This window comes from Kocuria sabuli (assembly GCF_040981185.1).
Lineage (GTDB): Bacteria > Actinomycetota > Actinomycetes > Actinomycetales > Micrococcaceae > Kocuria > Kocuria sabuli.
In genome coordinates this window covers 131575-149572 of the sequence record NZ_JAVHZE010000003.1, presented here as the reverse complement: position 1 = coordinate 149572, position 17998 = coordinate 131575, and the positions used below count along the sequence as shown (strand labels likewise).

The following is a 17998-nucleotide window of genomic DNA, read 5'->3' as shown; positions in this document are numbered from 1 at the left end:
CCGGATTCTCAGGAACCTGGGAGCCGGTGGGCGGCCCGGGCGTCGGCCCTGCGGCAGACCAGGGCGAACACCGCGCCGGAGAGGTTGTGCCACACCGAGAAGACCGCTCCCGGCAGGGCCGCCAGCGGGTTCATGTACTGCGCGGCGAGTCCGGCGGCCAGCCCGGAGTTCTGCATCCCCACCTCCACGGCGATGGTGCGCCGCGCGGCGGGCGGGCGCCCGGTCAGCACGCCCAGCAGATGGCCCAGCAGCAGGCCCAGCACGTTGTGCAGCGCCACGGCCGCGAGCACGAGCAGGCCGGCCTCCACGATGCGGTCCGCGCTCGCCGAGACGACGATCGCCACGATCAGGGAGATGGCGGCGACCGAGACCCAAGGCAGGACGGGCAGGGCGCGCACCACCAGCCGGGGCACGAGCAGGCGCACGGCGAGGCCTGCGACGACGGGCAGGAGCACGATCTTGGTGATCGCCCACGCCATGGCCGCCCCGTCCACCGGGAGGTACTGCCCGGCGAGCCAGAGGGTCAGCAGGGGAGTGAGCACGGGGGCGAGCAGGGTGGAGATCGAGGTCATCGCCACGGAGAGGGCCACGTCCCCCCGGGCGAGGTAGGCCACCACGTTCGACGCCGTGCCGCCCGGTGCGCAGCCCACCAGGATCACACCGGCCGCGAGCTCCGGGGGCAGGCGCAGCACGAACACGACGAGGAGGGCGACGAGCGGCATCAGCACGTACTGGGCGGCGACGCCCAGCAGCACCGGCAGCGGGTTCCGGGCCACGAGCGCGAAGTCCACCGGGCGCAGGGTCAGCCCCATGCCGAACATCACCAGCCCGAGGAGGGGGTTGATCCAGCCGGACAGGCCGCTCACCGCTCCGGGGGTCAGGAAGCCGACGAGCCCGCCCGCGAGCACGAGGACGGGGAAGATCAGGACGGCGGCGTAGGCGCCGCGGTCGGCCGCGGCGGTCTCCGGGGCGACGGCGGGTCCGGAGCTCACCATCCCCGGGCGCGCCACTCGTCGAGGTGCGGGCGCTCGGCCCCCAGCGTGGTCGGCTTCCCGTGGCCGGGGTGGATGATGGTGTCGTCGTCGAAGCGCTCGAAGATCCGCTCGGTCACGTCGTCGAGCAGCTGCCGGAAGTCCTCCGGGCTGCTCGTCCTGCCCACGCCGCCGGGGAAGAGGGAGTCGCCGGAGAAGATGTGCGCCGGGCCCTCCGGGTCGCGGTAGACCAGGGCGATCGAGCCCGGGGTGTGCCCGCGCAGGCCGATGACCTCGAGGTCGAAGCCGTCGAACTCGGCGGTGTCCCCGTCCTCGAAGGTCAGGTCCATGGGGACGGCGATGTCGGCCTCGTCCTCGGCGCCGCAGGCGGTCATGGCCTCGGAGCGGGAGCGGACCTCGTCCAGCGCCCGCACATGGTCCCAGTGCGAGTGGGTGGTGATGATGAGCTGGAGCTCGCCGTAGGACTTCGTGCAGTCGCCGTTGCCGGCGCCCACCAGGCCCGCGATGGCCCGGGGGTCGTCGGCGGCGTCGATGAGGACCTGGGTGCCCTCGTCCTTGGACGTGAGCAGGTAGACGTTGTTGTCCATCTCGCTCACCGAGATCCGGCGGATCGTGAGCTCCGGGAGGTCGGTGACCTCCGTCTTCGTTGCGATCATGAGGGACAGGCTACTCAGAGGTCTCCGACGGAACCAACCGAGCTGCGTACTCCACATGTGCCGACCCGTACTGCAACGAGGACGCCAACGGGGTCATGCACTGCTGCACGCCCGTTCCCTGACTCCATCTCCCTCGGACCTGGGTCGAGAACGAGCATCGCTGAGGAACGACACTCCGGACGCCAAAGGGGCTGTCACTAAGGGGGCTGTCACTCGATGCGCCGATGCCATGGCGCCGGCCCATCGCGGGTGCCCGACCCCGGACGCGGGAAAGGCGCCCGTCCCTGGTGGGAGGGGCACCCCGGGTGCTCCGGACGAATGCGGACGTTTGTGTCGGCCCATCGGTGCACGCGGTCCGGTTCCGGCCGGACCGATCGACGGAGGCGGCCCGCTCGGGACCAGCGGCCACGATGTCCGCGTCGACCACGCCTCGCATCCACCGCGTCCCGGAGCCCGGCCCCGGCCGCTGTGATCTGGCGGGGCTCGTCAGCGCCGGCCGCGACGCCGACCGGGCCGTCCCGGACGTGCGACGGGGCCCGGGCAGGACCTGGCGTGCCGTCGCCGGCAGCACGGCGGCGGGGGCTGTGGGAGCAGAGACCCGATCGTGACGTGCGCGGTCTGGGCTGCGGTGTTCGCAGTAGGGAACATATGGGTGGCGCGCTCGCCCGGGGGTGCCGTCGACGGGGGAAGGACAGTGCTGTGCTGAAGAGGTTGTCGATCGTTCTGGTCCTGGGGGGTCTCGTCCTGACCGGCTGCAGCGGAGACCCGGAGCCTGCGGCAGGAGGTGGCGGCGCCTCGCCCACCGCAACCGCCACGTCCGGCGCATCGTCGCCGGCGACGCCCAGGACGACGCCGACGCCGTCCGCGCCGGCGTCACCTGCCACGCCCGAGGCGCCGCCCACACCCGCGCCTCCGGCGGCCGATCCGCAGGCGGTGGTCGACCTGTTCGTGCGCAGCGGGGGGATCTGCCACTCGGGTCACTTCGGGGACGTGGTGACGACGCCGGAGAACATCCGGATCGTGCAGGAGTACTGCGCGACCCAGCCGCTGCCCGCGCCTCCGGCGGCCGATCCGCAGGCGGTGGTCGACCTGTTCGTGCGCAGCGGCGGGGTCTGCCGTTCCGGCAACGGCGGTGCCGTGGAACCCACACCGGAGAACCTGCGCATCCTCCAGGACTACTGCAATGCGCAACCCCTGCCGACGGGCTCCGCCCAGTAGTCGCCCACCGAAGTGCCACGGGGTCCTCCGCGCAGGCGGAGGACCCCGTCCGTGTGTCCGAGGGCACGGGCCCGTGGGGTTGTCCCAGCGGCTCTGCCGCAATAAAGTTGCGTGCGGCAACAAATTGTCCGGGCATTCGGTGGATGACGCCGTCGTCGTCGACCCGGACCCCGCGAAGAGCCGGCGGAGCGCCCACCGGGTGCCCGCTCGTCGTTGCCCCCGCCCCAATCCGTCCACGACTTCCCGAGGAGCCCTCTTGCCCGTCTCCCACGACACCGCCGTGGAGCTGGTGCGCGACCTGCTGGAGCTGCAGCGGGTCATGAGGCGCGTGACCAAGACCGACGCCGGCCAGCGCCAGCTCAACCCCACGGCGATCGCCCTGCTGTACTACCTCGACGGCATGGGCCCTCGCCGAGCCACCGTCATGGCCACGGACACCGGGCTCGGCCCCTCCGGGCTGAGCCGCCAGCTCGCCGGGCTGGAGGACGCAGGACTCGTCGAGCGCACCCCGGACCCGGGGGACGGGCGCGCCGCCCTGGTCGCCATCACCGAGCAGGGGCGCGAGCAGGTCCGGGCCGTGGTGGAGCAGGACGCCCAGCGCCTGGCCCTCCGGCTCGAGGACTGGGACGAGGACCAGGCCCGCGCCAGCCGCGGGGCCATCAACGAGATCACCACCGTCTTCCTGGACTCCCTGGGCGCGGAGCGCACCACCTCGTGCCGTGGGGCCAGGACACCGCCGCGCAGCGACCCGGCCCCCGCCGGGCACAGCGGCGCCGCAGACCGGCAGACCCGGGAGAACGAGGAGGAGACCGCGTGATGACCGCACCGCAGCCGGGCGCAGCACCGGGCGGGGGGACCGGCGCCTCCCACCGGGACGTGCTGCGCGCCCTGACCGCCATCCTCTCCGTGTTCTTCATGGCCATGGTCACCCTCACCATCATCGGCACGGCCCTGCCCGTGATCATGGCCGACCTCGGCGGGGACCAGACCTCCCTGTCCTGGACGGTCACCGGAACCCTCCTGGCCAACGCCGCGACGACACCCGTGTGGGGCAAGCTCGCCGACCTCTTCGACAAGAAGAAGCTGCTGCAGCTGTCCATCGTGATCTTCGTGCTCGGCTCCGCCATGGCCGGGCTGTCCCCGACCATCGAGTTCCTCATCCTGGCCCGCGTGGTCCAGGGCATCGCCATGGGCGGGATCATGGCCCTGGCGATGACCATCATGGGCACGATCATCCCGCCGCGGGAGCGCGGCCGCTACGCCGGCTACATGGGCGCCGTCATGGCCGTGGCCACCTCCGCCGGCCCGCTGCTGGGCGGGCTGATCGTGGACCTCTTCGGCTGGCGCTGGGTGTTCCTGATCCCCGCCCCGCTCGCCGTCCTGGCCGCGGTGCTCGTCCACCGCACCCTGCAGCTCCCCCCGCAGGCGCCGCGGAAGGTGAGCATCGACTGGCTCGGCATCGTCCTGCTCGTCGTCTCGGCCTCCGCGCTGCTGCTGTGGGTGTCCCTGGCCGGTCAGCCTGGCATGTTCGCATGGGTCTCCGGGACCTCCGCGGTCCTCGTGGCGACCGCGCTCCTGGGCACCGTGCTGTTCGTGCTCGTCGAGCAGCGCGCCACGGAGCCGGTGGTGCCCATCCGGGTGGTCACGGAGCGCACCACCGCGCTCGCCATCGTGGCGGCGATCGCCACGGGCGGGGCCATGTTCGCCTCGACCACCTACCTGGGCCAGTACTTCCAGCTGGGCCAGGGCTTCAGCCCCACGATGGCCGGCGTGCTCATGCTCCCGCAGGTCTTCGGCTCCCTGGTGGGCGCCACGGTCGCCGGGCAGCTCATCACCCGCTACGGGCGGTGGAAGATCATCCTGGTCGTCGCCGCGGTCCTCATGTCCACGGGCCTGTTCCTCGCCGCCTCGCTGACGCACGACACCCCGGTCTGGGCCGTGAGCGTCTTCATCCTCCTCGTGGGCCTCGGCATCGGCGGGCTGAACCAGAACCTGGTCCTGGCCGTGCAGAACACGGTGGGGCTCAAGGACATGGGAGCGGCGTCCTCGTCGGTCGCGTTCTTCCGGACCATGGGCGGGGCGGTGTCGGTGGCCGTGTTCGGCGCGCTCATGAGCTCGCACCTGGCCGCGGAGCTCACGGCGGGCACCCGGGCCCGGGGCGGGGACCCCGCCGCCGTGGACTCCTCCACCATGGACCTCGAGTCCCTGCCCGCCTCGGTGGAGGACATCGTGCGCGAGGCCTACGGCACGGGCACCGGGCTGATCTTCCTGGTGGCGGCCCTGGGCTCCATCGTCACGCTGTTCGCCGTGCTCCTGATCAAGGAGGTCCCGCTGCGCCGCACCGTGGACATCGTCGAGGTGGATCCGCAGACGGGCCGGCTCAAGGTCGTCACCCGCGCCCTCGACGCCCAGGAGGTCCGGCGCCGCCGCGAGGCCACGGCCGCCGGGGCGACGCGGGAGGCCCCCGAGCAGGACGCTGCGGCGCAGGATCCCGCGGCGCAGGGCACCGGGGGAGACGCCGCGCCGCAGCGGGTGCGCGAGGACACCTCCACGGGCCCCGTGGACCGGGTGTGAAACCGCCCACGGGGCCTGCGGCGATGTCCGGGGCCGGTACTAGAGTGGAGGGCGTGTCTGAGCCGATCCCCACGTCCACCCTGGTCCTGAACCCCTCGACCGAGCCGCCCGAGCCCGGCGCGGGGGCCGCCGCGTCCGCCGCCACCCGGGCCGCCCACAAGTCCGATCTCACCGAGATCGTGGTCCAGGGGGCGCGCGAGCACAACCTCGACAACGTCTCGCTGACCGTGCCCCGGGACGCGATGGTCGTGTTCACCGGCCTGTCCGGCTCCGGGAAGTCTTCGCTGGCCTTCGACACGATCTTCGCCGAGGGCCAGCGCCGGTACGTGGAGTCCCTGTCCTCCTACGCCCGGATGTTCCTGGGCCGGGTGGACAAGCCCGACGTCGACTTCATCGAGGGTCTGTCCCCGGCGGTGTCCATCGACCAGAAGTCGACCTCCCGCAACCCGCGCTCCACGGTCGGGACCATCACCGAGATCTACGACTACATGCGCCTGCTGTGGGCGCGCATCGGCCACCCGCACTGCCCCGTGTGCGGCGAGAAGATCGAGAAGCAGACCCCGCAGCAGATCGTGGACCAGCTGCTGGAGATGCCGGAGAAGACCCGTTTCCAGGTCCTCGCGCCCGTGGTGCGCGAGCGCAAGGGCGAGTTCGCCGACCTGTTCCAGGAGCTCTCCACGAAGGGCTTCTCACGGGCCACCGTGGACGGTGAGGCCGTCCAGCTCTCGGACCCGCCCAAGCTCAAGAAGCAGTACAAGCACACCATCGAGGTGGTCGTGGACCGGCTCGTCGTCAAGGAGGGCATCCGCCAGCGCCTGACCGACTCCGTCGAGACGGCGCTGGGCCTCGCCGAGGGGCGCGTCGTCGTCGAGCTCGTGCCGCGCTCCGACGAGGAGATCGCCCACCCCCTGGAGCTGCGCCGGCCCTTCTCCGAGAACCTCGCCTGCCCCAACGAGCACCCCCTGCAGGCCGACGAGATCGAGCCCCGCTCCTTTTCCTTCAACGCCCCCTTCGGGGCGTGCCCGGAGTGCGACGGCATCGGCTCGCGCCTCGAGGTCGACGAGGAGCTCGTGGTCCCCAACCCCGACCTCTCCCTCGTGGAGGGCGCCATCGCGCCGTGGTCACTGGGCAAGGCGACCAGCGAGTACTGGAACCGTCTGCTCGCCGGGCTCGGCCAGGAGCTCGGCTTCGACCTGGTCACCCCCTGGGGGAAGCTGCCCGCCAAGGCGCGCAAGGCGGTCCTGGAGGGCAAGGACTACCAGGTCACCGTGGCCTACCGGAACCGCTTCGGCCGGGAGCGCCGCTACACCCAGGGCTTCGAGGGCGTGATCGGCTACATCAAGCGCAAGCACGCCGAGACCGAGTCCGACAACGCCAAGGACCGCTACGAGCAGTACATGCGCCAGGTGGCCTGCCCTGCCTGCGACGGCGCGCGGCTGAACCCGACCATGCTCGCCGTGACCGTCGGCGGCCGGAACATCGCCGAGACCACCCGCATGCCCATGCGCGAGGCCCACGAGTTCTTCCGCGACCTCGAGCTGAGCACCCGCGAGGCGCGGATCGGCGACCAGGTGCTCAAGGAGATCCAGGCCCGCCTGACGTTCCTCGTGGACGTGGGCCTGGACTACCTCAACCTCGAGCGCGCCGCCGCGACGCTCTCCGGCGGCGAGGCCCAGCGCATCCGCCTGGCCACGCAGATCGGCGCCGGGCTCGTGGGCGTGCTCTACGTCCTCGACGAGCCGTCCATCGGCCTGCACCAGCGGGACAACCGCCGGCTCATCGAGACCCTCACCAAGCTGCGGGACATGGGCAACACCCTGATCGTGGTGGAGCACGACGAGGACACCATCCGGGAGGCCGACTGGATCGTCGACGTCGGCCCCGGTGCCGGGGAGCACGGCGGGCGCGTGGTGCACTCCGGGACCTACGAGGAGCTGCTCGCCAACGAGGAGTCCGTCACCGCCGACTACCTCTCCGGGCGCAGGGCGATCGCCGTGCCCGCGCAGCGGCGCGCGATCGACCGCGGGCGCATGCTCAAGGTCGTGGGCGCGCGCGAGAACAACCTGCGCGGCATCGACGTCTCGTTCCCGCTGGGCGTGCTCACCGCGGTCACCGGGGTCTCCGGGTCCGGGAAGTCCACGCTGGTCAACGACATCCTGTACACGTCGCTGGCGAACAAGCTCAACGGGGCCAAGCAGGTCCCGGGCCGGCACAAGCGGATCGACGGCGTGGACCAGCTCGACAAGGTCGTGCACGTGGACCAGAGCCCCATCGGCCGGACCCCGCGCTCCAACGCGGCCACCTACACCGGCGTGTTCGACCACATCCGCAAGCTCTTCGCCGAGACCCCCGAGGCCAAGGTCCGCGGCTACCAGGCCGGGCGGTTCTCCTTCAACGTCAAGGGCGGGCGCTGCGAGGCGTGCTCCGGCGACGGGACGATCAAGATCGAGATGAACTTCCTGCCCGACGTCTACGTCCCGTGCGAGGTGTGCAAGGGCGCCCGGTACAACCGCGAGACGCTCGAGGTGCACTACAAGGGCAAGACCATCGCCGAGGTGCTGGAGATGCCCATCGAGGAGGCCGCGGAGTTCTTCAAGGCCTTCGGCCCGATCGCCCGGCACCTGAACACCCTCGTGGACGTCGGCCTCGGCTACGTCCGGCTGGGCCAGCCCGCCACCACCCTCTCCGGCGGCGAGGCCCAGCGCGTGAAGCTGGCCGCGGAGCTGCAGAAGCGCTCCAACGGCCGCTCCATCTACGTGCTGGACGAGCCCACCACCGGACTGCACTTCGAGGACATCCGCAAGCTGCTGCTCGTGCTCCAGGGCCTCGTGGAGAAGGGCAACACCGTGATGACCATCGAGCACAACCTGGACGTCATCAAGTCCGCCGACTGGGTCGTGGACCTCGGCCCCGACGGCGGCTCGGGCGGCGGCCGGGTGATCGCCGAGGGCACCCCCGAGCAGGTGGCCCGCAACACGAACAGCCACACCGGCCGGTTCCTCGCCGAGGTGCTCGGCGGGCGCCCCCGCCCCGTGGGAGCCGCCCGGTGACCGCGCCCGTGGTGCTCTGGGACCTCGACGGCACCCTCCTGGACCCGGCCGGGGCCATCACCGGGGGCATCGCCCGGGCGCTGGCCGAGCACGGGCACGCCATGCCCGAGGACCTGCGCCGCTTCGTGGGCCCGCCCGTGGGCTGGTCCCTGCGGGCGTTCACCGACGTCCCGGAGCAGGAGATCCCGCGCGTGGTCGCCGCATACCGGGCCCGGTACCGCACCGAGGGCCTGGCGCAGACCCGGATCTACCCCGGGGTGGAGGAGCTGCTGGCGGGCCTGCACGCCGCTGGCGTGCGGATGGCCGTGGCCACGCAGAAGCCCGAGCCCACGGCGCAGCTGGCCGTCGAGAGGTTCGGCCTCGGCCGGTGGTTCGAGACCGTATCCGGGGCCGCCGACGACCTCGTCGCACCGGCCCCGGTGGCCGGCGCGCAGCCGGTGCACGACAAGCCCGCGATCATCGCCGAAGCCCTGCGCCGGCTCGGCGTGCGGTCCCCGGACCCGGCCCGCACGGTGATGATCGGGGACCGCAGCTACGACGCCGAGGGCGCGGCCGCCCACGGGATCGACTGCCTGGGCGTGGCGTGGGGCTTCGCCTCCGAGGGCGAGCTCGGGACGGGCTTCGCCGCCGTGGCCGGGGACGCCGACGAGCTCGGCGAGCTGCTGGCCCGGTACACCGCGCCCGCCCCCACGGGCCGCTGAGGGAGGGCCGGACCGTGGCCGATCCGGAGAGCTACCGCCCTGCCCGTCAGGACATCCCGACCGACCCGGGCGTCTACCGCTTCCGGGACGAGTACGGGCGCGTGATCTACGTGGGCAAGGCCAAGAACCTGCGCAACCGGCTGAGCTCGTACTTCGCGCCCCCGCACGCCCTGAGCCCCAAGACCCGCGCCATGGTCACCACCGCCGCCGGCGTGGAGTGGACCGTGGTGGGCAGCGAGCTGGAGTCCCTGCAGCTCGAGTACACGTGGATCAAGGAGTTCAAGCCCCGCTTCAACATCGCCTACCGGGACGACAAGTCCTACCCCTACCTCGCCGTGACGATGTCCGAGGCGGTCCCGCGCGCCCAGGTGGTGCGCGGCGAGAAGAAGAAGGGCAACCGCTACTTCGGCCCGTACTCCCAGGCGTGGGCGATCCGCGAGACGCTCGACGCCCTGCTGCGGGTCTTCCCGGTCCGCACGTGCTCCAAGGGCGTGTACCGGCGCGCCGAGCAGTCCGGGCGGCCGTGCCTGCTCGGCTACATCGACAAGTGCTCCGCCCCGTGCGTCGGGCGGATCTCGGAGGAGGACCACCACGCCCTCGCCGAGGACCTGTGCCGGTTCATGGCCGGGCACGCCACCCCCTTCATCAAGGAGCTGCAGCGGCAGATGCAGGAGGCCGCCGCGGAGATGGACTTCGAGACCGCCGCCGCGCGCCGCGACGACATCGCGGCGCTGGAGAAGGCCTTCGAGCGCAACGCCGTGGTGCTCTCCGACAGCACGGACGCGGACTTCTTCGCCCTCGCCGAGGACGAGCTGGAGGCCGCCGTCCAGGTCTTCCACGTGCGCGGCGGGCGCATCCGCGGCCAGCGCGGGTGGGTCACCGAGAAGGTCGAGGAGGCCGACGGCGGGCGGCTGCTCGAGCAGCTGCTGGAGCAGGTCTACGGCGAGACGGCCGCCGAGGCCGCCGAGAGCGCCGCCATCGCCGGGGCCGCCGCGCCGCCCGAGCCGCGCGGGTCCAAGCACCGGCCCTCCGCCGAGCTCGCCTACCGCGAGGACGCCATCCCGCGCACGGTCCTGCTGTCCGAGCCGGCCGACAGCGCCGACCGGCTCGAGGAGTGGCTCTCCGGGCTGCGCGGCTCCCGGGTCTCCATCGCCGTCCCGCAGCGGGGGGAGAAGGCCCACCTGATGGAGACGGTGCGGGAGAACGCCCGGCAGGCGCTGAAGCTGCACAAGTCCCGGCGCGCCGGGGACATCACGACCCGCTCCGCGTCCCTGCAGGAGCTGCAGGAGGCCCTCGGCATCCCGGTGCCGCTGATGCGCATCGAGTGCTACGACATCTCCCACGTGCAGGGCACCAACGTCGTGGCGTCCATGGTCGTTTTCGAGGACGGACTGCCGCGGAAGGCCGACTACCGCAAGTTCTCCATCACCGGGGAGGCGGCCCGGGACGACACCGCCTCGATGTACGACGTCATCTCCCGGCGCTTCCGCCGCCACCTCGAGGAGCAGGCCGAGCGGGAGGCGGCCGGGCCCCGCACCGGGCAGGTCGAGGCCCGGGGCGAGGCGCCGGAGCGGGCCCGGTTCGCCTATCCGCCCAGCCTCGTGGTGGTCGACGGCGGACCCCCGCAGGTGGCCGCGGCGGCCCGGGCGCTGGCGGACCTCGGCATCGACGACGTCCACGTCGTCGGCCTCGCCAAGCGGCTGGAGGAGGTCTGGGTCCCGGACGACGAGTTCCCGGTGATCCTGCCGCGGGCGAGCCAGGGGCTGTTCCTGCTCCAGCGGATCCGGGACGAGGCCCACCGCTTCGCGATCACCTTCCACCGCAAGAAGCGCTCCTCCGCCATGACCGTCTCGGTGCTCGACGAGCTGCCCGGGGTGGGCCCGGGCAAGCAGAAGGCCCTGCTGAAGCACTTCGGCTCGGTCAAGAAGCTCAGGGCGGCCCGCGTGGAGGAGATCGAGCAGGTGCCCGGCTTCGGACGGGCCCTGTCCGAGAAGGTGGCCGCCGCGCTCCAGGCCCAGGAGGGGGAAGCCGCACCGGCGATCAACATGACCACGGGCGAGGTGCTCTCCTGAGCGCACGGTCCGGCGTCGTCGCGGGCGGGAACGGCCCCGAACTTCGTTAGGCTGGGGCGGGACCGCCGCGAGGTCCCGGCCGGCAGCGGGGCACGGGCGCGGCGGGCACGGACCATCGGGCGCAGGGCAGGACGACGGGAGACGGATCGGACATGAGCGAGCACACCGCCGGAGCGGACGTCGGCACCGTGGACGGGCCCGGCCAGGCGAAGCCCACCAACTCGGAGCTGCTGATCGTCACCGGGATGTCCGGGGCCGGGCGCAGCACCGCCGCGAACGCCCTGGAGGACCTCGGCTGGTACGTGGTCGACAACCTGCCGCCGCAGATGCTGCACACCCTCGCGGACCTCGTGTCCCGCACGCCGCAGGCCCTGCCCAAGCTGGCCGTGGTCATCGACGTGCGCGGCAAGGCCCTGTTCAACGACATGAAGGAGACGCTCGCGGCCCTGGAGGCCTCCGACGTCGACTTCTCGGTGCTGTTCCTGGACGCGGCCGACGAGGTGCTGGTCTCGCGCTACGAGCACCAGCGCCGGCCCCACCCGCTGCAGGCCGGCGGCCGGATCCTCGACGGGATCCGGGCCGAGCGGGCGCTGCTGCAGGACCTGCGCGAGTCGGCCGACGTGGTGCTGGACACCTCCGGGTTCAACGTGCACGCCCTGTCCAAGGCCGTGGCCGACCTCTTCTCGACCAACGGGCCCGTGGTGCTGCGCCTGACGGTGCTCAGCTTCGGCTTCAAGTACGGGGTCCCGGCGGACGCGAACTACGTGGCCGACGTCCGCTTCATCCCCAACCCGCACTGGGTCCCCTCCCTGCGGCCCCGCACGGGCAAGGACCCCGAGGTGCGGGACTACGTGTTCCAGGACGAGGCACCCCGGCAGTTCGTGGACCGCTTCGTCGCCATGCTCGAGCCGGTCTTCACGGGCTACCGTACGGAGAACAAGCACTACGCCACCATCGCGATCGGCTGCACGGGCGGGAAGCACCGCTCCGTGGCCGTGAGCGAGGAGGTGGCCCGCAGGCTCGCCAAGCTGCCGCTCGTGACCGTCAACATCCAGCACCGGGACGTGGGCCGGGAATGACCGGCCGGCGCTGACCCCATGGAACCCTCGATGACCTCTCCCCCCACCGGCGCGTTCCCCCGGCTGCCGCTGAGCAGCCGCGCCGACGTCGACCCGCACCACTCCCCGGACCCGTCCGCCCGGCGACCCGGCGGCGGGAGCCCCTCCGTGGTGGCCCTCGGCGGCGGGCACGGGCTCTCGGCCAACCTGGCCGCGCTCCGGCGGATCACGCCCCTGCTCACGGCCGTCGTGACGGTCGCCGACGACGGCGGGTCCTCCGGCCGGCTGCGCGACGAACTCGGTGTCCTGCCCCCGGGGGACCTGCGGATGGCCCTCGCCGCGCTGTGCGACGACTCCGAGTGGGGCCGGACCTGGCGCGACGTCATGCAGCACCGGTTCAGCAGCACGCCGGAGCGCACCACGGCCCTGGACAACCACGCGCTGGGCAACCTGCTGATCGTCACGCTGTGGGAGCTGCTGGGGGACCCGGTGGCGGGACTGGAGTGGGCCGGCGCCCTGCTGGGCGCCCGGGGCCGGGTGCTGCCGATGTCCACGCAGCCCCTGGTGATCGCCGGGGACGTCCCCGACCTCCCGCCCGGACGCCGGCCCCGGGACCGCCCGGCGGGCCCCGGCACGGCCCGCACCATCACGGGCCAGGCGCTCCTGGCCAAGCAGGCCGACGTGTGCAACGTGCGGCTGCTCCCGCCCGACGCCACGGCGTGCCCGCAGGCCGTGGAGGCGGTGGGGCTCGCGGACTGGGTGGTCATGGGCCCGGGCTCCTGGCACACCTCCGTGCTGCCCCACCTGCTGCTGCCGGAGCTGCGCCGGGCGATCTGCGGGTCCGGGGCCCGCCGCTGCGTCACCCTGAACCTGTCCCCGGACACCGAGACCCGGGGCAAGACCGCCGCCGACCACCTGCGGGTCCTGCGCGCGTACTGCCCCGACCTGACCCTCGACGTCGTGCTGGCCGACCCCTCGGCCACCGAGGACCGCGGCGACCTCGAGGAGGTCGCCGGGTCCCTGGGCGCCGAGGTCTTCTACGCCGACGTCCGGGCCCACCCCGGCACCGCCGTGCACAACACGCTGCGGCTCGCGGCCGCCTACCAGGAGATCTTCGAGCGGCACGGCTGAACCCGGGCCGCCCCCGCACTGCTCCACCGCACCACCCCGTCCCCGAGAGCTCCCAGGAAAGGAACCGCGTGGCCCTGACGTCATCGGTCAAGGAAGAACTGTCCCGCCTCGAGATCAAGAAGTCCTCCGAGCGGCGCGCCGAGCTGTCCGCGCTGCTGCGCTTCGCGGGCGGTCTCCACATCGTCTCGGGGCGCATCGTCGTCGAGGCGGAGGTGGACCTCGGCGCCACGGCCCGCCGGGTGCGCCGGGCGATCGGCGAGGTCTTCGGCCACGAGAGCGAGATCGTCGTCATCTCCGGCGGAGGACTGCGCCGCGGCAGCTCCTACGTGGTGCGCGTCGTCGAGGACGGCGAGGCCCTCGCCCGGCGCACCGGGCTGCTCGACTCGCGCGGGCGCCCGGTCCGCGGGCTGCCGCCGGCCGTGGTCAACGGCGCCGTGGCCGACGCCGAGGCCGTGCTCCGGGGCGCCTTCCTGGCCCACGGCTCGCTCACGGAGCCCGGGCGCTCCGCCGCGATGGAGTTCACCTGCCCCGGCCCCGAGGCCGCGCTGGCGCTCGTGGGCGCGGCGCGCCGGCTCGGGGTGCTCGCCAAGGCCCGCGAGGTCCGCGGGGTCGACCGCGTGGTCGTGCGGGACGGCGACGCGATCGCCGCCCTGCTCACCCGGATGGGGGCCCACCAGACGCTGCTGCAGTGGGAGGACCGGCGGATGCGCAAGGAGGTGCGCGCCACGGCCAACCGGCTCGCCAACTTCGACGACGCCAACCTGCGCCGTTCCGCCCAGGCCGCCGTCGCCGCCGGCGCCCGGGTGGAGCGGGCCCTGGAGATCCTCGGCGACGACGTCCCCGAGCACCTGCGGCAGGCGGGGGAGCTGCGGCTGTCCAACAAGCAGGCCAGCCTGGACGAGCTCGGCCGGCTGGCCGACCCCCCGCTGACCAAGGACGCCGTGGCCGGACGGATCCGCCGGCTGCTGGCCATGGCCGACCGCCGGGCCGAGGAGCTCGACATCCCGGGCACGGACGCCGGCGTGGCCGCGGACGCCATGCCCTCCTGAGCGGCGGCCGGGCGGCCCTCCTGAGCGGCGGCCGGGCGGCCCTCCGGAGCGCCCGGCTGTTACCGCTCCCGAGGACGGACTCCCACCTGACTCCTCGTGGGTTCGCGATGGTCTGCATGCTGATATGTGGTTTTGTGTGGGATTGAAGGCGAATTTGGGTTGAATCTTTCATGACCCCAAGACAACCCATCGATAACCACGTAGAATGGAGGCGGTTCAACGATCCAGATCCCGACCCAACACAGGAGAACCCAGTGACCATTCGAGTGGGCATCAACGGCTTCGGACGCATCGGACGCAACTTCCTCCGCGCCGCGCGCGAGCAGGGCAACGACATCCAGGTCGTGGCCGTCAACGACCTCACGGACCCGGAGGCCCTGGTCCACCTCTTCAAGTACGACTCGATCATGGGCCGCTTCCCCGGCCAGGTCTCCCTCGACGGCGACACCATGGTCGTGGACGGCGACGAGATCAAGTTCCTCGCCGAGCCCGACCCGTCCAAGCTGCCCTGGGGCGAGCTCGGCGTCGACGTCGTCGTCGAGTCCACCGGCCGCTTCACCAACGGCTCCAAGGCCAAGGCTCACCTGGACGGCGGCGCCAAGAAGGTCGTCCTCTCCGCCCCGGGCAAGGAGATCGACGGCACCTTCGTGCCGGGGGTCAACCTGGACAGCTACGACTCCGCGTCCATGAACATCGTCTCGGCCGCCTCCTGCACCACCAACTGCCTGGCCCCCATGGCGAAGGTCCTCAACGACGCGTTCGGCATCGAGCGCGGTCTGATGACCACCATCCACGCCTACACCGCGGACCAGAACCTGCAGGACGGCCCGCACAGCGACCTGCGCCGCGCCCGTGCCGCCGCCCTGAACATGGTGCCGACCACCACCGGCGCCGCCGCCGCCGTGGGCCTGGTCCTGCCCGAGCTCAAGGGCAAGCTGGACGGCTTCGCCGTGCGCGTCCCCGTCCCGACCGGCTCCGTGGTCGACCTGACCTTCGAGGCCTCCCGGGAGGTCAGCGTGGAGGCCGTCAACGCCGCCATGAAGGAGGCCGCCGAGGGCCCGATGAAGGGCATCGTCAAGTACACCGAGGACCCCATCGTCTCCTCGGACATCCAGGGCGACAGCATTTCCACGATCTTCGACGCCCCGCTGACGAAGGTCATCGACAACCAGGTCAAGGTCATCGCCTGGTACGACAACGAGTGGGGCTACACCTCCCGCCTCGTCAACGTCGTCCAGCACGTCGGCGACCAGCTCTGAGCCGCGGCGGCGCGCCGGTCCCGGGTAGGGTGAGTGGCATGGCTCATGCACTTGACGAACTGATCGCCGACGGCGTCGCCGGACGCCGCGTCCTGGTCCGCTCCGACCTCAACGTCCCGCTGGACGACTTCACGGTCACCGACGACGGGCGCGTCCGCGCGTCCCTGCCGGTCATCGAGAAGCTCGCCCGCGCCGGGGCCCGCGTCATCGTGATGGCGCACCTCGGCCGGCCGAAGGGGCAGGTCGACCCGAAGTACTCGATCGCCCCGGCCGGGCAGCGGCTCGCCGACCTGGCCGGGGTCCCGGTGCGGATCGCGACCGACGTCGTCGGGCAGGACGCCCGGGACAAGGCCGGGGCCCTGGTCGACGGGGAGGTCCTCGTGCTCGAGAACGTGCGCTTCGACCCCCGCGAGACCTCGAAGGACGACGCCGAGCGCGGCGCCTTCGCCGACGAGCTGGCGGCCCTGACGGGCGAGGGCGGCGCGTACGTGGACGACGCCTTCGGTGCGGTGCACCGCAAGCACGCGTCCGTCTACGACATCGCCCACCGGCTCCCGGCCTACCAGGGCGACCTGGTGAAGCGGGAGCTGGACGTCCTCACCAAGGTCGTCTCCGACCCGGAGCGGCCCTTCGTGGTCGTCATGGGCGGCTCAAAGGTCTCCGACAAGCTCGCGGTGATCGCGAACCTGATCGGCAAGGCCGACTCCCTGCTCATCGGCGGCGGCATGGTCTTCACGTTCCTGGCGGCCCAGGGCCACCGCGTGGGCGGGTCGCTGCTGGAGGAGGACCAGATCGAGACCGTCAAGGGCTACCTCGAGAAGGCGTCCGAGGCCGGCACGGAGATCGTCCTGCCCGTCGACGTCGTCTACGCGGCGACCTTCGCCGCCGACGCGAAGCACGAGGTCCGCCCGGTCGACGCCATCGAGTCCGGCGAGATCGGGGACTCGGGCCTCGGCCTGGACATCGGCCCGGAGTCGGCGAAGCTGTTCGCCGAGAGGATCAAGGGCGCGAAGACCGTGTTCTGGAACGGGCCCGCGGGCGTGTTCGAGATGGAGGCCTTCGCCGGCGGCACGCGCGCGGTGGCCGAGGCCATCGTCGCCTCGGAGGCCATGAGCGTGATCGGCGGCGGCGACTCCGCCTCGGCCGTGCGCAACCTGGGCTTCTCCGACGACCAGTTCGGCCACATCTCGACCGGCGGCGGCGCGTCGCTGGAGTTCATCGAGGGCAAGGAGCTGCCCGGCGTCGTCGCCCTCGGCGTCTGACCCGGGCCCGCACCGCCCCGCACGGAAGGGCACCCCGCAGCACCGCGCCCGGGGTGCCCTTCCGGCCCACCGCACCGATCCCGCAGAGCACCACGAGCGGCGCACCCGCCGCGGACAGGAGCGTCTCATGACCTCGCAGACCAACGGACAGTTCGACCGCACGCCCCTCATCGCCGGCAACTGGAAGATGAACATGGACCACGTCCAGGCCATCACGCTGCTGCAGAAGCTCGCGTGGACCCTCGACGACGCCAAGCACGACTACTCCCGCGCCGAGGTGGCGGTCTTCCCGCCCTTCACCGACCTGCGCTCGGTGCAGAGCCTCGTCGACGGCGACGACCTGCGCGTCGTCTACGGCGCCCAGGACCTCGCTGACAAGGACTCCGGCGCCTACACCGGGGACGTCTCCGGCCAGTTCCTCGCCAAGCTGGGCTGCACCTACGCGCTCGTGGGCCACTCCGAGCGCCGCACGATCCACGGCGAGACCGACGAGCAGTGCAACGCCAAGATCGCCGCCGCCCACCGCCACGGCCTCGTCCCGGTGCTGTGCGTGGGCGAGGGCCTCGAGGTCCGCCAGGCCGGGGAGCACGTGGAGTTCACCCTCGAGCAGCTGCGCGGCTCCATCGCCGGGCTCGAGGCCGACCGCGTGGCCGAGCTCGTCGTCGCCTACGAGCCCGTCTGGGCCATCGGCACCGGTGAGGTCGCCGGCCCCGAGGACGCCCAGGAGATGGCCGCTGCCATCCGCGCCGAGCTCGCCGGGCTCTACGACGACGCGACGGCCGCGAGGACCCGCATCCTCTACGGCGGCTCGGCGAAGGCCGCCAACGCCGGGGCGATCCTCAAGGGCAAGGACGTGGACGGCGTCCTGGTGGGCGGCGCCAGCCTCGACGCCGAGGAGTTTGCTAGCATTGCCAGGTTCGAGCAGCACCTCGTGACCGACTGATCACGACCCCCTGACCGGCCGCGCCGTCCCGGC

Annotated in this window: 14 protein-coding genes; 12 read left to right on the top strand and 2 right to left on the bottom strand. The window is 72.4% G+C overall.

The window, feature by feature from the left end; all coding sequences use genetic code 11:
• Window positions 1-8: 8 nt before the first annotated feature.
• Both RE027_RS04665 and RE027_RS04660 read right to left on the bottom strand, forming a co-directional pair.
• On the bottom strand, window positions 9-995 hold the full coding sequence (locus RE027_RS04665) for a bile acid:sodium symporter family protein (RefSeq protein WP_368807082.1): 987 nt from the start codon (window positions 993-995) through the stop codon (window positions 9-11).
• Window positions 989-1648, bottom strand: coding sequence for an MBL fold metallo-hydrolase (locus RE027_RS04660; protein WP_368807081.1), 660 nt, complete (start codon window positions 1646-1648; stop codon window positions 989-991). Before RE027_RS04660 ends, RE027_RS04665 begins: the two co-directional genes overlap by 7 nt.
• A gap of 933 nt (window positions 1649-2581) precedes the next feature.
• Between RE027_RS04660 and RE027_RS04655 the strand changes: the two genes are divergently transcribed.
• The 12 genes from RE027_RS04655 (at window position 2582) to tpiA (ending at window position 17965) form a co-directional block, all read left to right on the top strand.
• Window positions 2582-2866 (top strand): hypothetical protein, encoded by a 285-nt coding sequence (locus RE027_RS04655; RefSeq protein ID WP_368807080.1) that lies wholly within the window; start codon window positions 2582-2584, stop codon window positions 2864-2866.
• 256 nt (window positions 2867-3122) lie between these two features.
• The gene (locus RE027_RS04650; RefSeq protein WP_368807079.1) at window positions 3123-3683 is read left to right on the top strand and encodes a MarR family winged helix-turn-helix transcriptional regulator; all 561 of its coding nucleotides are present in this window, start codon (window positions 3123-3125) and stop codon (window positions 3681-3683) included.
• A complete protein-coding gene (locus tag RE027_RS04645; protein ID WP_368807078.1) occupies window positions 3683-5440 on the top strand; it encodes an MDR family MFS transporter in 1758 nt (585 codons plus the stop codon). The genes RE027_RS04650 and RE027_RS04645 overlap by 1 nt, the downstream gene beginning before the upstream one ends.
• A 23-nt stretch (window positions 5441-5463) precedes the next feature.
• Window positions 5464-8490: an excinuclease ABC subunit UvrA gene (gene uvrA / locus RE027_RS04640; RefSeq protein ID WP_438612416.1), complete on the top strand. Its 3027-nt coding sequence runs from the start codon at window positions 5464-5466 to the stop codon at window positions 8488-8490.
• The gene (locus RE027_RS04635) at window positions 8487-9191 is read left to right on the top strand and encodes an HAD hydrolase-like protein (protein ID WP_368807077.1); all 705 of its coding nucleotides are present in this window, start codon (window positions 8487-8489) and stop codon (window positions 9189-9191) included. Before uvrA ends, RE027_RS04635 begins: the two co-directional genes overlap by 4 nt.
• A 14-nt stretch (window positions 9192-9205) precedes the next feature.
• A complete protein-coding gene (gene uvrC, locus RE027_RS04630; RefSeq protein ID WP_368807076.1) occupies window positions 9206-11263 on the top strand; it encodes an excinuclease ABC subunit UvrC in 2058 nt (685 codons plus the stop codon).
• A gap of 152 nt (window positions 11264-11415) precedes the next feature.
• Window positions 11416-12342: an RNase adapter RapZ gene (gene rapZ / locus RE027_RS04625; RefSeq protein WP_368807075.1), complete on the top strand. Its 927-nt coding sequence runs from the start codon at window positions 11416-11418 to the stop codon at window positions 12340-12342.
• A gap of 30 nt (window positions 12343-12372) precedes the next feature.
• Complete coding sequence (locus RE027_RS04620) at window positions 12373-13452, top strand: gluconeogenesis factor YvcK family protein (RefSeq protein WP_368807074.1); 1080 nt, start codon at window positions 12373-12375, stop codon at window positions 13450-13452.
• 68 nt (window positions 13453-13520) lie between these two features.
• Complete coding sequence (gene whiA / locus RE027_RS04615) at window positions 13521-14501, top strand: DNA-binding protein WhiA (protein ID WP_368807073.1); 981 nt, start codon at window positions 13521-13523, stop codon at window positions 14499-14501.
• Between the two features lie 254 nt (window positions 14502-14755).
• Window positions 14756-15760, top strand: coding sequence for a type I glyceraldehyde-3-phosphate dehydrogenase (gene gap, locus RE027_RS04610; protein ID WP_368807072.1), 1005 nt, complete (start codon window positions 14756-14758; stop codon window positions 15758-15760).
• 38 nt (window positions 15761-15798) lie between these two features.
• On the top strand, window positions 15799-17022 hold the full coding sequence (locus tag RE027_RS04605) for a phosphoglycerate kinase (protein ID WP_368807071.1): 1224 nt from the start codon (window positions 15799-15801) through the stop codon (window positions 17020-17022).
• A gap of 127 nt (window positions 17023-17149) precedes the next feature.
• Window positions 17150-17965 carry a triose-phosphate isomerase gene (gene tpiA, locus RE027_RS04600; RefSeq protein WP_368807070.1) on the top strand — a complete coding sequence of 272 codons (816 nt, stop codon included), beginning with the start codon at window positions 17150-17152 and terminating at the stop codon, window positions 17963-17965.
• The last annotated feature ends 33 nt before the right edge of the window (window positions 17966-17998 follow it).

Coding starts and splice junctions, on each gene's coding strand:
- RE027_RS04665 (WP_368807082.1), bottom strand. CDS start 995: ATGGTGAGCTCCGGACCCGCCGTCGCCCCGGAGACCGCCGCGGCCGAC.
- RE027_RS04660 (WP_368807081.1), bottom strand. CDS start 1,648: ATGATCGCAACGAAGACGGAGGTCACCGACCTCCCGGAGCTCACGATC.
- RE027_RS04645 (WP_368807078.1), top strand. CDS start 3,683: ATGACCGCACCGCAGCCGGGCGCAGCACCGGGCGGGGGGACCGGCGCC.
- uvrA (WP_438612416.1), top strand. CDS start 5,464: ATGTCCGGGGCCGGTACTAGAGTGGAGGGCGTGTCTGAGCCGATCCCC.
- rapZ (WP_368807075.1), top strand. CDS start 11,416: ATGAGCGAGCACACCGCCGGAGCGGACGTCGGCACCGTGGACGGGCCC.
- RE027_RS04620 (WP_368807074.1), top strand. CDS start 12,373: ATGACCTCTCCCCCCACCGGCGCGTTCCCCCGGCTGCCGCTGAGCAGC.
- RE027_RS04605 (WP_368807071.1), top strand. CDS start 15,799: ATGGCTCATGCACTTGACGAACTGATCGCCGACGGCGTCGCCGGACGC.
- tpiA (WP_368807070.1), top strand. CDS start 17,150: ATGACCTCGCAGACCAACGGACAGTTCGACCGCACGCCCCTCATCGCC.